The following is a 17,027-nucleotide window of genomic DNA, read 5'->3' as shown; positions in this document are numbered from 1 at the left end:
CCCTTCCCCTCATTTAAAGTGTTACGCATTCATTATATCATATGTTAAATGTTTCACTTAAATGAAAAGAGAAAGCAATCGTTTTAGGGATGCGGCTAAAGGCGTGACAACTATCGCCACGCCCTCTTCAGTGGGGAAATCTGTAAATTTCTTAGCTCTAAATTTTATAAAATTCTCTGGCATTTTCTCCAAAAACTAAAGCTTGATCTTGGGAGAAAGTCCCCTCAACGATCTTTATCACTTCATCATAGGTTCCCGCTAACTGACAAACTGGCCAATCACTGCCAAACATGACACGCTTTGATCCAAACACTTGGCAAACATGTTCGATGTACGGCTGAATATCAGTGGGCTTCCATGTTTGATGATCCGCTTCTGTGATTAAGCCCGATATTTTACACATCGTCGACGGATGTTGGGCAACCATGGCGATTCCTTCTGCCCAAGCATCCCACTCTTGATCTTTAATATCGGGCTTAGCACAATGATCTATCACCGCTCGCAATGTTGGAAATTCTGCTAATAGCTCGACTATATATGGAAGATGTTTAGAATAAATTAAAAGATCGATCGGAAAGTCATGCTCAATCAAAATCTTCAAGTTTCTTTTTACATCTGGACGAAGAATCCAGCGATCATCTGCAAGATCCTGCAGCATGGGGCGAATCCCAACGAATTTCGGATGCTGTTTATATTGGGTAAATCGTTCCAGAAATGACGAATCGGCTAAATCAAGCCAGCCAACCACTCCCCCAATCGACTCATGATCCTCGGCTAGTTTTAGCAAAAACTTTGTCTCTTCCTCTTTTGGGGCCGCTTGAACGACAATGGTTTGATCGATTTGATGCTTGTTTAAATGCGGTTCTAAATTCTCCGGTAAAAAATCTTTGTAAATGGCCTTCAAATCATTTGTAGGCCAATTTGTCCATTCATTTTCTAACTTCCAATAATGCTGGTGAGCATCTATTCTCATTTTTTCAACCTCCTAAAAACGGCAAACTACTATCCAATCCTACATTCCGTCAGAACTTTATCCGTTAATTTACACCCCAATCCCGGTTCCTCCGGCAATGTATAATAACCATTCACAACTTTAATTGGATCTTCCCAAATATCGGCAATCGATTCATAGCAATGCTCGACCATTGGCACATTGGGGGTTGCAGCGGCCAATTGTACATGTAATTTTTGTTGAACATTGGTGTGAGGGATCACCTCTAAATTATAACAACGAGCAAGGGCAGCCACATCCAACCATTCGTCGATTCCTGATAGTTTCGTCGCATCCGCTTGCACAATATCAACGGCGCCCATTTCAATATAGTCACGGAAATCAAATTTTGTATAGACTGTTTCTCCAATCGCAATCGGCAAGTCAAGTGCATGCGCTAATTCGGCATGGGCTTTTTTATCAAACGGATTCATTGGCTCCTCTAACCAATAAACATCTAATTCTTCTAATTTCCGCCCCCATACTTTCGATGTTTTTAAATCCCAAACGGTATTCACATCGACCATTAATTTTATATCATCGCCAATAGCCTTTCGCACCGCTTTAACTCGTTCAAAGTCTTCTCGCGGATCAGGTAATCCAAGCTTCATTTTGACCGCATCATAGCCGCGTTCTACTAGAGCCGTCATATCTTTCAGTAATTCATCTGTTGTCACTTGGAGCCAGCCGCCATCTGTGTTATACGCTTTCACTTTATCCTTAACTGGGCCTAGATATTTCCATAAAGGCATATTTGCCACTTTTAGTTTTATATCCCAAAAGGCTAGCTCTACAGCACATAAGGCAACGCGAGTGATGCCGACTTGGCCGATAAAATGATTCGTATAGTGAAGCTCCCTTAATATATTTTTATACATGAGCGGATCTTTTCCAACGAGTTTTGGTGCATACGTATCATCAATGATCGCTTGAACTGCCCGTGTACCCTTCGTATAGTTCCAGTTAAATCCCCAGCCGCTTATGCCTTCGTCTGTATCCAATCGAACCGCAACGAATTCAACGGATTCTAATCTTGTTTGGGAATCCGTGATCGCTCGCTGTTTTAAGGGGATATCCAATAAATATGTTTCAACCTTTATTATTTTCATTGTTAACACCACTCCTAAAAAGTTTATTTTTTTAAGCTCCAGAAACACGTGGCATTGGCAATGGCTCTTTGCCAAGTTCGGCCCAAACGTATTTTAATAATAAGGATGCTTTTAACTCAAGGTATCGGGGATCATCCCACAGATTATTTAATTCTTGAGGATCTTCTTGCAAGTCAAAGATTTCACCATACGTACGGTTGTAATAAACGGTTATTTTATAGCGTTCATCTACAAAGGTTTTTTGATGAACGGCTGTCGGTTGTGTACGATATTCACATATAACATGGTCTCTAGCTTTCTCTACTTCTCCTAACCAAACAGCTCTTTGATCGACCCCAGTCATATCGCAGGGATTTCTAGACTTGTAAAGCTTAAGAATGTAGGGGCTAGGTCGACAAGCGATTGCATAGCCGAAGAAACTTTTCCAGCTGGTACTTTCCCTGGATAACGAACAATGAAAGGCAGCTTAATCAGATCCTCATAATGAAATCCGCCTTTGTCGTGAAGACCATGTTGCCCGAAAAAGTGCCCGTGATCAGTTGTAAAAACTACTATCGTATCTTCGGTCAGCCCAAGCTCATCTAATCGATCTAAAATTTTCCCGATATACTTGTCCATCATACTAATCATCCCATAATAAACCGCCATATTCTGTCTTGCTTCCTGTTCCGTTACATGTGCATGCGAATGAAAGCCAATATTACCGATATCGGTTTCCAGATAAGAAGAAAAGTCTGGATTTTCCTCTTGCGTCAAACCAAAATGAGGCGGGTTTCTATCATGCTCCCCTGGGACAATCGTTGGTAAAGTCAATTGTTCTGGGTCATACATCGTATCCCATGGTTCTGGGACAAGATAAGGCGGGTGTGGATCAAAGAAACTGGCCCATAAGAAAAAGGATTCATCTTTTTTCTGATATTCTTCTAGCTTTGCATTTGTTCGTTCAGCTATCCATGTATTATAGTGATACTTTTCCGGAATCGCCCATTTGTACCTTTCATCAGGATCCATTGTTCCTGTTGGTGGCAAATAATAGTCCCGCCAATTCGTACAGCCCTTTTCCTCCATCCATAAGGCATAATGTTGACCAACCAGATGTTCATTTGTATGATTCCGCGTAAGCTCAATATGCTCAAATCCATAAAATGGACCATTAAATTTTTTCCAATAATCCAAATCTGTTAGCAAAGGATAGGATTCAATTGATGAATATTCTTTGGTATCTTTTAGCGGTTGGAAGTGAGCCTTGCCAATCAATCCAGTTCTGTATCCGTTTTCTCGGAACACCTCCCCAACCGTCAACTGATCTTCAGACAATTTTGTCCCAAGCGACCAGGCACCATGTTGACTTGGATATGCTCCCGTGATAATCGAGGCCCTTGACGGTGTGCAGGTTGGATTCGGACAATAAGCCCGATTGAAAACAGTTCCTTCGCGAACCAATCGATCTAAATTAGGTGTCGAGATTTCACTGTTAAAAGCGCCAATTGTATCCCAATGCTGTTGATCGCTGGTAATGAGTAATATATTTGGTTTTTTCACAGATATGCCCCTCCGTCCATCTCACTTGTTCGAAAAAGCGCAAAAGTGCCCTTTCGTTTTTTCCTCTCTTCCATACATAACGTGACGACCATCCGCTTTGCCCTATCGCTTTTTCTACTTCTCCGTAATAACGTGACGGTGCATTCATTAAGATTAATCCGTTACAGGATCAATGGCTCCTTTTCCCGTTAGAACCGCAACAATATTTTGAGCTGCTCGCATCGCCATCGCCTCGCGCGTTTGCGCAGTAGCTGAGCCAATATGAGGAACGGTTACGACGTTGCGCATTTCTAGCAATGGATTATCTTTTTCTATTGGTTCTTTTTGGTAAACATCAAGCCCAGCACCGTGAATCTCACCATTTTGTAAAGCTTTTATTAATGCTTGTTCATCCACTGTTTGACCCCGAGACACATTGACAAAAATAGCAGATTTTTTCATTTGCTTGAATTCCTGTTCACCTAGTAAATGATGTGTCTCTGCTGTTAGGGGAGTTAGCATCACAACAAAGTCTGCACGCTCTAAAAGACTCGGCAACTCACAATACTCGGCCTCATACTTTTTCTCTGCTTCGGGTTTACGGCTTCGGTTATGGTAAAGGACATCCATATCAAAACCGAACTTTGCTCTTTGTGCAACTGCTTCGCCAATGCGCCCCATTCCAATAATGCCGATCGTCGCATGATGGACATCCAATCCAAAGAACTGCTCCTCATCCTTCACAGGTTCCCATTTCTTATCCTTCACATATTTGTCAAGCTCTGTAATTCTTCTTGCCGTTGCTAAAATAAGGGCCATCGTTAGGTCTGCAACTGTGTCGTCTAATACATAAGGAGTATTGGTTCCGATTACATTTCGTTCCTTTAGGGCTTGTACATCAAAATTGTTATAGCCGACGGAAACATTGCTTACAACTTTTAATTTCGGGGCAGCTGCTAGTAATTCTTCATCAATTTTGTGCCAGGCTGTTAATAACCCTTCTACATTTGCAATTTCTTTCAAAAGTGTTTCTCGTGGAATGCGATCCTCTCCCCGCCACTCTTTCACTTCACAATATTCATTTAAATATTGTCTAACTTTCTCTGAAACAGGTTGACTTATATAAATAGTCGGTTTCATTTTTACCCTTCCCCTCTTCAATACGTATTGTCAAATTTTATATAGTCAAAAATAATGGCACTCTAAAATTCAGAAGGTTTATAAAAGAAGTGAGAAGTTTTTCCCTTCATTATTAATCTATTACCTTATTTTTCAAATATCAAGACTACAGATTCACACCTTACAGACTCTTCCTGTTGGCGATAACAGACTTGGAAAGCCAACAGAAGAGTCCCTTTCAATTATGGATTCATTAATTGTAATACAGATTCTCGGTCGGGTATACCGGGTCATTGGTAATATCGATACCAAGTTTTTTCAAGGTCTGTTCGTTTTCTCTATTCAAAATGACCGTTGAATGAGCTTGTGTGGCTTGTAAATTCGACAGTTGGTGATAAGCCAGTTGGGCAGTGGGATTGGTGACGGCACTGATTGCCAATGCAATTAGTAATTCATTAGCACTTAATATCGGTATTCGATTGTTTAACCCCTCTGTTTTTAAATTCTGGATGGTTTTCAAGATCATTGGTGCTAGAAGATCGATTTCATCGGCAATATTAGCCAGTGACTTCAACCCGTTCAGAATCGCAGCTGCTGAAGCATCCATCAAAGCTGTGGTTCGTCCAGTGATGATCTCGCCGTTCGGTAGTTCAATGGCAATCACCGCTTGAGGATTCGTGCTACCGATCTTTTCCTGCACCGTTTTTGCATAGTCGCGAGCTGGCAATACGGGTACCCGGTCTTCTTTTTTCAAGTCGATTTCTTCTAAGATCACTTGTATACGACGGAGGGTCTCTTTGTCAGCCAATCCCTTTTTATAGTCGTTTTCTACAGCGAAACTGCGCCGGATGATTTCTTGCTTAGCAGCTTCCTTTATGACTTGATCGTCAATGATACCCGACTTAAGACGATTAACACCCATATCCGTCGGCGACTTGTAAATGGATTCTTTACCAGTGATTTTTTCAATAATCCGTTTAATGACAGGGAATGTTTCGATATCGCGATTGTAATTAACCGCCACTTCCCCGTATGCTTCATAATGGTAGTTGTCGATCATATTCACGTCTTTTAAATCAACAGTAGCGGCTTCATAAGCAATATTCACCGGATGCTTTAATGGCAAGTTCCAAACGGGAAAGGTTTCAAACTTGGCGTAGCCTGTTTTATTCCCCCGTTCATGTTCGTGATACATTTGATTTAGACAGGTCGCAAGCTTTCCGCTAGCCGGGCCAGGTGCCGTTACCACTACGATCGGCTTAGTCGTTTCAATATAAGGATTTTTTGCAAAACCTTCCTCACCAACAACTGCTTCTACATTCGTTGGGTAACCTTCAATAGCGCGATGCGTGTAAACGTTGATGCCATTCCGCTCTAACTTCGCCATGAACACCTTCGCATTTGGTTGTTCTTGGTAACGGGTGACCAAGACACTGTTAACAGAAATGCCGTAACCTCGGTATTCATCAATCAAGCGTAAAACATCCTGGTCATATGTAATGCCATAATCTTCGCGTACTTTGTTCCGTTCAATATCACCGGCGTACACACAGATAATGATCTCCGCTTTCTCTTTTAGTGTAGCCAGTAATTTCATCTTTGCATCTTCATCAAATCCCGGCAAAACGCGTTTAGCATGTTTATCACCGATCAATTTTCCGCCGAACTCCATGTACAACTTATCAAAGTGTTGCACCCGTTCTAAAATATAAGAAGATTGTTCTTGCAAGTATTTCTCCGAATCAAATCCAATTTTTCTCATTTTCTTTCCGCTCACTTTCGATGTTCTGATTCTTATTTTACCTTTCTTAAGGTAGATCTACAATCAATTGAAATCTTTTCCTATAAAAGATGATTCATGTATACTATTAATAGTGTACATGCTAAGTTACGTATTACAATCACGGTACTACCTCAAAAACACGTGAAATCACAGAAAGGAGTCTACACATGGTATTTAATGGGTTTGAACAACAAGATTTTGATACCTTTTTGATTGATGGACTAGATGAACGAATGGTAGCCATTCAAGAACGAATTCAACCAAAATTTAGAGCGATTGGGGACACTTTAGCAGCTGATCTATCTGCGATGATTGGTTCAGAGATGTTTTTACATATTGCCAGGCATGCCCGAAGAACCGTCAATCCCCCACAAGATACCTGGCTTGCGATTGCGCCCAATAAACGTGGCTATAAGAAACATCCACACTTCCAAGTAGGGCTATTTGATGATCATGTTTTTATCTGGTTAGCCTTCATTTATGAATTACCGAATAAAGATAAAATGGCGCAAAACTTTTTGGACCATATCGAGATGATAAGAGAAACTATCCCAGGAGATTATATGATATCTCAAGACCATATGAAAAAGGATGCTACTCCATTACATGATCTTGATTTGGAAAAAGTACTGACTCGTTTTCGGGATGTAAAAAAAGCAGAATTTTTAATTGGAAAGCATATTGCCCCAGACGACCTGCTTCTAAAAGATGGGAAACGCTTCATAGATTTTACGAAAGGGACATTTGAATCACTTGTGCCATTATATCATTTAGCTTACAAATAAACACTTGGTCAGATACATCCGAAGAGATCATTCTTACAATACAAAAGCGCAAGCGCCCGTTTAGCGACGTACAAACTTAAGGTAATAAGGTTGAACGGCTAAAGACGCGCCGTCCTGGCGGCAGACTCAATCGCGACGTCCTGTCGCTTCGTCTGCACTAGTACATCCTTGTACGTCGCAACGCCGTTCTGACCAACATCCTGTTGGCCTGAGATAAAGGAAACACAGTGAGCCACGAAAAGCGGAAGGCGGTTGTTCAGGGGCGACAAGCAAATGTTCTGGAATCTGGAAGGGCGTTCTTTCCCTTCCAGAATTCCAGGTTATTTGACCTCGAGCCCCTACCGCCTGCAGCTAGACATTGAAAGGCGAGCTGATGTTGACTTATCGTAGGAAGGCACCGAAAGTTTGCTAGTCGCTGGGCGCTGGAGCTGGATGTCAACCGAGACATAAGCAACTTATCCACAAGCTAGGATGTAAGGATGATCCTTTTCTAAAAATGAAGATAGAATGTAAATTTAATGATTTGAGGGGGATGGTAAAGTTGAATAAATTAGCGGCTGTCAAAGTTCAGGGGATGCGATTTGTGGACGGAACTGGTAGAGAGGTTCTCCTCCACGGTGTCAATATGGTATGTAAAGATAAAAAATCGCATTATATTGGCAATTGGGATGAACGGGATTTCAAAAAATTGAAGAGTTGGGGTATGAATGTGATTCGATTAGGCATCATTTGGGATGGCCTGGAACCTGAGCCGAATGTTTATAATGATGATTATATCGAAAAAATTCGCCACTTCATTCGCTTAGCTGAGCAACAGGATATTTGGGTATTTTTGGATATGCACCAGGATTTATTTAGTTCTGCATTCGGAGATGGTGCACCTCTCTGGGCTACTATAACAGATGGGGAATTGTACGAAGCTGGTGCTACTTGGAGTGATGCTTACTTATTTAATGGAGCCGTTCAGAATGCCTTTGATCATTTTTGGCGTAATACTCCTGGTCCCGTTGGAAAAGGGATTCAAGATCATTTTATCGATGCTTGGAAATATCTTGTACAGAAGCTGCATATTGAACCAAATGTAATCGGTTACGATTTACTGAATGAACCTTTTATTGGTCGCGAGGCTACTGACGTAATGGATAAGATGATGAACCAATATGCGGAAATTTATCAATCTCAAAATGGAGACATAGAACAGGAAGAAATATTCGCTGCCTTTCTCGATCCGAACAGAAAAGAAGATTACTTCCATTTACTAGAGGATGCAGCAATTTTTCAACAAGTCATAGATGCACCAAGTCCCATTTTACACAAATTCGAACAAACCATTTTATCGCCGTTTTTTCAAAGAGTAACAGATGCCATTCGCACGATTGATGATAAGCGAATCTTATTTTTGGAAACGAATTATTTTGCAAATTTAGGTGTGAGTATCATGATTCAACCTTTATTGGATCATGCCGGAAACAAAGAGAGTCAGCAGGTGTATGCCCCCCATGCGTATGATCTAGTCGTCGACACGGAACTTGCTCACACGGCCAATGATCGACGCTTAGATCTTATTTTTGAAAGACATGAACAAACGAAACAGCGGTTAGGGATTCCCATGATGTTCGGAGAATGGGGGGCTTTTTACAATACAAACAATACTGCTCATATCTCTTTGCATATCAAACGGTTAATGGAACGACTTTTATGTAGTGATACGTATTGGGATTATACACCAGATATGGATCAATATCTTCCGTTTTTGGGTGTAAGACGTGCTTACCCAATGGCTGTTTCAGGGAACCTGTACCAATATCGACACGAAGAAGGAATAGGTAGCTTTCAAATGAGGTGGAAGGAGAGCTTAAACGAATCCACTATCATTTATTTCCCGAACATCCAAGAGGTAGAACAAGCCAACGTTGTTTTATCACCAGCCGGTTCAAATTATCGTATCCATAGAATAGAAGATTCATCTGCAGGGTATCTGGAAATTCCTGAAGCTGTTAAAGGGGTTCGCTCCTTGGTGATCACGAAGGATTGATTGTGTCCACCAAGACTATACATGCTGATTAGGCGTCGTAACAGAAGGTTACGACGCCATTTATGCCGTTGTCATAAGCTCTTTTTTAGACCGCATAAAAAGCATATAACTTGTCATTAATAAAATGCCGGTTTCCACAAGGGTCGTGGGAATAATAAAAATCTTGGGGGTATATCCTTGAATCCAAATAGGTAAAACATAGCCAACTAAGGAGGCCATTTGGAATAAGAAGACGTAGAGACTGGAGCCAAAACCAATTTTTGTATGGAACATCCTTTGTACATAGCCCATCGCCACTCCATATAATACGGAAACAAAGAAGGAATACAGCGGCTGGACGAGAAAGAAAACAAACAAGGGAGGACTTGAACTATAAATCAGGTACGTGATCGCCGCACAGACACCACCGAGCACAAACACTCGCCTACTCCCAAATTTCATCGCCCAATAGCCTGCAAAGGTCATAAATAATAATTCGAAAACCGCTTGAACACTCCATAAATAAGACATCAGATAAGGCTTTTCGAATAAATCAACGACTACAAGCGGCAAATATAACCCTCGCAAAGAATCTGCGCAACCAAATAATAGCAGCGCCAATAGCATAATGAGTGAGAACCGCTCCCCCTTTGTACTTGTGGCCCCCTCTCCCTCTTCATTTTTAAATTCTTTATAAAATAGAAGTAATAAAAACAAAAATAAATAACCTGATAGATTTCCGATTAAAACACCTTTAAAATCTGCAAACATATATAAATTGGCCCCGATTAATAAACCAGTGAAAAAGCCAACACTCATCATCGCCCTTAACCAAATTTGGGCAATTTCAAAGATTTTCGGTGCTAATTTCATAAAATGGTTACGTGCCATTGCGAAAATTTGCCCCATAATCAGTCCAGAGGGCGCGACTGTAATGATCATGCCGATTAAAGCTTGCATAAAAGTATCCGCTTGCATATAGATCATCAGGCCAGACATACAAAGCAGCAGAGCGATTAAAGGTAATGGCTTTTTTCGTTCCATCTTATCGCTAATCATCCCAACGAAAATCGTGATCAGCATGTTTAACAGAACAGAAACAGAGAACACCGTTGCGATTTCCCCTTTTGACAAACCTATGCCTTCACTCATATAAATCGCGTTCATTGGTGAAAGGATCCCTGTACCGATTCCATAAAGAAAAATCCCTAAAATTAAATACCATGCCCCTTGTATTTGCAAGAAACTGCGAAAATCCCGAAATATTTTCATGGAGTCACCTTTTCTCCTCTTTTATAAGGATGTTTAAACAATGCCCCTACGAGAGGGGCAAAAATACTAAAGTTCTACTTCTAGATGCTCGATTAAAGTCGCGGCTGTTTCGATTCCATTCTTGATACAATCTGGAATGCCGACACCAAAGTAGGAACAACCAGCAAGTTTTACCCCTGGATAAGTAGCCGCCAAGAGCTTTTCAACCTTGTCAACGGCTTGCTGGTGATTGATCTGATACGTTGGCATATTTTCCATCCATTTTGTCACATTTGAAGTAACAGGCGGTGCCTCAATCTGTAAGCTTTTACGAATATCTGCTCGGGCCACTTCGATAAGCTCTGCTTCGGATAAATCTTTTATGGTTGGAAAAGCGGGATGACTACTTTTATAAAATAATCGTACAAGTAAATTCCCTTTGCGTGATGTATGATGCCATTTCCGACTTGTCCACGTACAAGCGTTACAGGATAACTCTTCATTATTTGCTGTTATGAAGCCTGTTCCCTCTTCTGGTAAAAGTTCGTCTGGTACATCGTATCCCATATAAACACTGATTAAAGAGCTAGTTTTAAATGAAGCAAATTCCTGTTCAACTACGGTTTCGCTAAATAAAGCCTGAGAAGCAGAGGCTGGAATCGCAGAAATAACGTAATCTGCTTCCATTACTTCGTGATTGGTGAAAGCAATCCGATACCGCGTTTCTTGCTTTTCAATCTGCTCAGCTTGGTAGGAAGTAAAGATTTCTACGTTTTCTAGCGCTTTTGCTATCGCTTCTATAAAAGTGCTTAAACCATTTTGAAAGGATAGAAACTTTTTGTCTCCACTACTTTGAAATTGTTGACGGTGAATTTCAAGTCCCTTCATAATGCTTCCATATTTTTCCTTGTATTCAAGTAAATATGGCAAGGTCGCGGAAATCGACAAATCCGCCAATTTCCCAGAATAAACACCTGATAAAACAGGAGAAATTTGCTTTTCCACCATTTCATCCCCTAGATAGTAACGAAGGAAATCATCAATGGAATCATTTTTCGAAAAAGAACGATCTTGCAAGTAAAAATCTTTTAAAGCCTCTACTTTTCCAGTAGCAGACACTAAGGAACTTTTCGCCAAAGATTCGATGGTTGCGGGTATACCAAAAACAGAATCAGCGGGAATCGCCCCTAATTGACCATCTACATAAATAAAGGATTGACCTGTGGCATTATAAACCACCTCATCCTGTAAACCGAGCTCATCGATCCAATCCATTTCTTGCATTTTGCGGGTCACAATTGAATCTGCCCCTGTTTCCATAATGAAATCTTGATCCACTTTGGTACGAATTTTTCCTCCTAGTGACTCTTCTGCTTCCACTAAAATCAATCGTACATTCGCTCGTGTTGCCTTTTTCCATTTATGTAAAGAATATGCGGCTGACAACCCCGTTATACCGCCACCAATGATTAAAACCGTCTTCACCTCGTCACCTCATTTGCATGAATTTCTGCTTTTAGTGTACCATATTCACCTTAAAATCAGATATTTAACGGCTTCTTCACGGAGACCCAAGGACGCTCATCTTCCCAATGTACATTCAAGTTTAGTTTAAAGGTTTTCGATAAAAGCTCATCCGTTAATACCGCTTTCTTAGGGCCTTTTCCAATGATCTCTCCTTCGCGTAATAGTAATACATGCGTGATTTCCTCGGTCAATTCTTCAATATGATGTGTGACATAGACGACATGGCATTGTTGCTCAGTAATCTCCTTGATTAACAATAAAATTTCTTCCCGAGAGAGAATATCTAGTCCAGAACATGGCTCATCGATAATCAACAGTTTCGGATCATTCATTAAGGCCCTTGCAATTAACACTCTTCGCTTTTCCCCATGGGATAAGTAACGATACTCTTTGCCTTTTAAATAATCGAGGCGGAATTTCGAGATTAACGCATCCGCCTTCTCCCATGCTTCTGCCGGAACTTCTTGATACAATCCAATCGAGGCAAATTCTCCACTCACCACAATTTCTTCAATTGTTTCAAAATCTAGTGTTTCTGAAAATCTTTCAAGTGAACTACTAAATATTCCTAATTCATTACGCAGATTCGGGATATAAGAATTGCCGAACTCATACCCCAGAACATTCACATCCCCCGTTGTCGGGAATTGATATCCAGCTAAAATATTCAGAAGAGAAGTCTTTCCAGACCCATTTAATCCCAATACTGCCCAATGCTCCCCTGCTTTTATTTCCCAGTCAATATCATGTAAAATCTTTCGCCCTTCCCTTCGCCAGGAAACATCTTTTAAAGAAACTAATTTATTCTCCATCTTAAAGCACCCTTTCCTATAAAACATTCTTGCTCATTGTTATGAATAGTTTCCATTATAGCGAATGAACAAAAAATTTTGAAGGAAATAAATTTTAAAAAAGGAAAAGATGACAACGCATCTTCTCCTTTTTTGTCCTTGGATATCTTACCGATTACATCCGATTTTAATTAGCTTCATACCGTTCAAATGCTTGTTTTTGAATTTCCATGTACTCATCTAATCCCATTTTTTCGATACTTTTTACAAATTTATCCCAATGATCAAAGGATTCCTCACCAACAATAAACTTATCTTGCATCTCAGTAACATACTTTTCAATATCAGCGGTAAGCGGATCTAATTTTCTTGTTTCTTCTTCTGTGTACGTAAATTGTGGCCAAACTTCATCCAACAAATCAGGTTCTACCTTTTTGGCCGCTTCAATTGCCTGATCTGAGCCTTCAGAGCCATCAAAATAGTCTTGCATTAGGATTCCGGGTGGTCCAAGCCCTACCCAGCCAAGATATTTCACAATTTCTTGTTCCTTCGTTAAACCTTCACTACTATTCGTGATTTTCTCTAGGTACTTATACTTCCCATCCTCTGTTACTTCATAGGTTTCACCTTCTACACCCATATAAGTTAATCTTGAGCCTTCATCACTATAAAAATAGTCAACCCATCTAATGGTTGCGGCAGGATCAGGATTTTCATTTGTTAAGACAAATTTTCCAATATGTCCAACTGGGTGGGCCACATTAGACCATTTTTGATCACCATTCGGACCTTTAAGTGCCACACCCCCCACATATTTCTCGCCAATTTCTTTACTAAAAAGTTCCTCAGGGGCATAAAAAATCATGCTCGCATATTTATCTTCCATTCCATTATTCAAGAATTGGGCCCATTCAATCGAATAAATATTTGGTTCTATTAATTTCTCTGTATACAATTTGTTCAAATATTGTAGTAACTGTTTATAATTCTCTGTTGTTGGATAAAAACGAAGATCTCCTGTTTCAGGATCTTTGTCAATATAGCTGCGCCCCGTTGTACCGACCCCGAAGGCTCCGCGCAAATAATTCACCATCAGTGTTGCGTCATAGGTACCAAACGGTGTGATATCTGGATCCTCTTTCTTCACCTTTTTCAAGTAATTATAAAATTCATCTGTTGAAGCAGGTACTTCCATATCATATTTATCCAATAGTTCAGAGTTATACCACATAAGTGGATGCGTTCTTACGGAAGTAAAATCTGGATCATGGATAACCGGAAGTGAATAAATCTTTCCATTTGGAAATGTAATTGCCTTGCGAATATCAGGATTTTCCTCCATGAGTTTCGTAAGATTCGGCGCATACTTATCAAGTAAATCATTTAGCTCTAAGAACACGCCTTGTTGGCCATATTTTAAAATATCCAAGGGTGGCATATCGGCCGCATAAAAAGCGTCAGGCAAATTTCCACCTGCTAAAGCTAAATTCCTTTTTTCAGCCAACGCCTCTCCTTCGACCTGCTCCCATTCTACTTTAATATTTGTCATCTCTTCATACGTATTCCAAACGAGAATGTCATTCCAGTTTTTTTGTGTATTCTTTGCCATCCCAGCAAACATTTTTAGAGTAATAGGTTCTTTGACAATCGGCATACCGGTTTCATTTAAATTATCCGATGCTTCTTTTTCTGTTGTGGTCGTCTTTTTTCCAGACTCTTTATTACAAGCAACTAAGAACATCAACATGAACACTATAAGTAGATAGAATATCTTTTTGGCCTTCAAAGCAAGCCCCCCTATACGTTTTGTTAAAAGGTAAAACATTTCTTCTTCACGAATCCGATTTAAACATCCCCCTTTAAAATATTGATTAACAAGGCAGAGCCTTGATAAATCCGGAATTGATGTAAAACGCTTCCATATATATTTTTACTCGATGACCGCTATACTTAGGATAGAGCAAACCCTATGCTATTAGTTTCTTAAAACTTACATTCTACAAATTGTTCTGTCGTGATCCGACTTAATACAAGCGTTTTCATAAGGTTATAAACAAAATTATATTTCGATAAAACATACACTTTAACGGATTAATATTTCAATAATCTTACGGTACCACTTTGGCGCTCACTATGTCAAGATATAAGAAAAAATATCAAGTTTTGCACTTCCCAATGTGAGTTTTAAGGATTAGTTATTTTCATATCTTTCTAATGCCTGATTTTGGATTTCCATGTATTCGTCCAATTTCATTTTCTTAACCTTATTTACATAGTTATCCCAATTCGATAATGGTTCAGCTCCAGTAATAAATTTATCTCGCATTTCATCGACATATTTATGGATATCCGCTTGTAATCCGATTAATTTATTATTTTCTTCCACTGTATATGTGAACCGTGGCCAAATTTCTTCAGGCAAGTATGGTTTCAATCCTTCAGCAGTTTCAAGAGATGCCGGTAAGGTTTCAGCACCTTTAAACGTTGCTTCTCTAACAATCCCAGGATATCCTATTCCTAGCCAAATAATGTATTTAGACAATTCTTGTTCCATGGTTAAGCCATCGGGACTATTCGTAATTTTTTCCAGGTATTGAAGATCTCCATTTTCATTCACTTCAAAAGTTTCTCCTTCAACCCCCATAAAGAACAGTTTAGCCCCTTCTTCGCTGTAGAAATAGTCCATCCATCTCAGTGTAGCGGGGACGTTCTTATTCACGTTTGTAACAACGAAGCCGCCCATAGATGATAAGGGAGAATTCATCTGGTTAAACGCCTTCCCATTCGGACCTTCGAGTGCGGGTAATCCGACGAAATTTCCTCCTGGATTTTTTCCATAAATGGTTTCTGGACTTGAAATAACGGTACTCCCATACAATCCTTCCGCACCCAGGCTATAACTCGCGTTAGCATCAATGGTATAGATATTTTCCTGAATTAATCCTTCAGAATAGAGTGTATTTGCAAATTCGAGCATTTTCTTATATCCATCCGAAATAGGGTAAAAACGCAAGTCATTTATTTTCGGATCTATATCAAGATAGGGGTGTTTCAGGCCCCGATTCCCAACACCGAAAGGCCCTTTTAAAAATCCAATCAAACCATCCATATCGGTTGCACCATAAGGAATTTCATCCTGTTTGCCATTTCCATTAAGATCCGTTACTTTCACGGCTTTTAAGTATTCATAGAAATCATCAATCGTCTGGGGAATGTCCATTCCTAATTGGTCAAGCCAGTCTTTTCTAATCCATGGTTTCGCAATGGTTAAAACGGAAGTAAATTCAGGATCATAGATCGTTGGAACAGAATAAATATTCCCATCAGGGAATGTGATCCCCTTGCGAATTTCAGGATACTCTTCCAACAAAGCAGTCAAATTCGGCATATACTCTGTAATCAAGTCGTTCATTTTGAGAAAGACACCTTGTTGACCATATTTAAGCAGATCCTCATTTGGCAAAACCATTGCATAAAACACATCCGGTAAAGTGCCTCCAGCAAGTGCTAGGTTTCTTTTCTCCTCTAGGCCATCATTTGGAACCAGTTCCCATTCAATATGAATATTTGACATTTCCTCATACGTTTTCCATATGAGCGTTTCATTGTAATTATTGGAGGATAATGGCGACTGCCCTGACATGAACTTGAGTGTAATCTTATCATTGACAATTGGCATCCCAGCCTTATTGAAGTTTTCCAACTGTCCTTCATCCACTTCGAAATCTTCTGGACCTGATGTTTGGTCACCACATGCCGCCAAGATGCACATACCGGTCAACATAATCCAAACTAGTGACTTTTTTATAAACCGCAATTCTATCCCCTCCATTTTTCCGCAAAAATGAAAAAATAGATTTACATCTTATAAACTCCCCCCCATTTGCAGAGACTTCCCTGTTATCATATGTGCGAGTGAAGATAAAAAGGACAATGTTTGTATTCATATGAATACAAAATGGATGTGCTGACTAAAGATGCTTTCTTGCATTATCCTAAAATAGGAGATTACTCTTTCACAGATCCAATCAATACCCCCTTCACAAAGAATCTTTGTAAGAAAGGATAAATAATTAACAGCGGTAAGGAAGAGACCATGATAACGGCATATTTAACGAGGCTGGCTGTTTTAACTT

Annotated in this window: 11 protein-coding genes and 2 pseudogenes; 2 read left to right on the top strand and 11 right to left on the bottom strand. The window is 40.0% G+C overall.

Annotated elements, in window-relative coordinates; all coding sequences use genetic code 11:
- Positions 1-157: 157 nt before the first annotated feature.
- The 5 genes and pseudogenes from KI363_RS05520 to KI363_RS05500 form a co-directional block, all read right to left on the bottom strand.
- Positions 158-973, bottom strand: a complete 816-nt coding sequence (locus KI363_RS05520) for an amidohydrolase family protein (protein ID WP_212965739.1) — start codon at positions 971-973, stop codon at positions 158-160.
- Between the two features lie 29 nt (positions 974-1,002).
- Entirely contained in the window at positions 1,003-2,100 is a 1,098-nt protein-coding gene (locus tag KI363_RS05515) for a mandelate racemase/muconate lactonizing enzyme family protein (RefSeq protein WP_212965738.1), read from the bottom strand.
- A gap of 31 nt (positions 2,101-2,131) precedes the next feature.
- Positions 2,132-3,642: pseudogene (locus tag KI363_RS05510) on the bottom strand (sulfatase family protein).
- Positions 3,643-3,795: 153 nt separating this feature from the next.
- The gene (locus KI363_RS05505) at positions 3,796-4,761 is read right to left on the bottom strand and encodes a 2-hydroxyacid dehydrogenase (protein ID WP_212965737.1); all 966 of its coding nucleotides are present in this window, start codon (positions 4,759-4,761) and stop codon (positions 3,796-3,798) included.
- Positions 4,762-4,993: 232 nt separating this feature from the next.
- On the bottom strand, positions 4,994-6,502 hold the full coding sequence (locus KI363_RS05500) for a DUF1846 domain-containing protein (protein ID WP_158321614.1): 1,509 nt from the start codon (positions 6,500-6,502) through the stop codon (positions 4,994-4,996).
- Between the two features lie 188 nt (positions 6,503-6,690).
- On the opposite strand from KI363_RS05500, the gene KI363_RS05495 reads away from it, so the two are divergent.
- Together KI363_RS05495 and KI363_RS05490 are read left to right on the top strand one after the other, a co-directional pair.
- Positions 6,691-7,308, top strand: a complete 618-nt coding sequence (locus tag KI363_RS05495) for a YktB family protein (RefSeq protein ID WP_212965736.1) — start codon at positions 6,691-6,693, stop codon at positions 7,306-7,308.
- 541 nt (positions 7,309-7,849) lie between these two features.
- Entirely contained in the window at positions 7,850-9,343 is a 1,494-nt protein-coding gene (locus tag KI363_RS05490) for a cellulase family glycosylhydrolase (RefSeq protein WP_212965735.1), read from the top strand.
- A 60-nt stretch (positions 9,344-9,403) separates the two neighbouring features.
- On the opposite strand, the gene KI363_RS05485 is transcribed toward KI363_RS05490, so the two are convergent.
- The 6 genes and pseudogenes from KI363_RS05485 to KI363_RS21970 all read right to left on the bottom strand — a co-directional run.
- Positions 9,404-10,594, bottom strand: coding sequence for an MFS transporter (locus KI363_RS05485; RefSeq protein ID WP_212965734.1), 1,191 nt, complete (start codon positions 10,592-10,594; stop codon positions 9,404-9,406).
- Between the two features lie 66 nt (positions 10,595-10,660).
- Positions 10,661-12,058, bottom strand: coding sequence for a protoporphyrinogen oxidase (gene hemG, locus KI363_RS05480; RefSeq protein ID WP_212965733.1), 1,398 nt, complete (start codon positions 12,056-12,058; stop codon positions 10,661-10,663).
- Between the two features lie 56 nt (positions 12,059-12,114).
- Positions 12,115-12,912, bottom strand: coding sequence for an ABC transporter ATP-binding protein (locus KI363_RS05475; protein WP_212965732.1), 798 nt, complete (start codon positions 12,910-12,912; stop codon positions 12,115-12,117).
- Between the two features lie 166 nt (positions 12,913-13,078).
- The gene (locus KI363_RS05470) at positions 13,079-14,677 is read right to left on the bottom strand and encodes an extracellular solute-binding protein (RefSeq protein ID WP_246516769.1); all 1,599 of its coding nucleotides are present in this window, start codon (positions 14,675-14,677) and stop codon (positions 13,079-13,081) included.
- A gap of 405 nt (positions 14,678-15,082) precedes the next feature.
- Positions 15,083-16,708, bottom strand: a complete 1,626-nt coding sequence (locus KI363_RS05465) for an extracellular solute-binding protein (protein WP_246516768.1) — start codon at positions 16,706-16,708, stop codon at positions 15,083-15,085.
- A 191-nt stretch (positions 16,709-16,899) separates the two neighbouring features.
- Positions 16,900-17,027 (bottom strand): annotated as a pseudogene (locus KI363_RS21970) (carbohydrate ABC transporter permease); the annotation flags it as partial.

This window comes from Lederbergia ruris, assembly GCF_018332955.1.
Classification (GTDB): Bacteria; Bacillota; Bacilli; order Bacillales; family Bacillaceae_C; genus Lederbergia; species Lederbergia ruris.
This window is presented reverse-complemented; position numbering and strand designations above follow the sequence as displayed.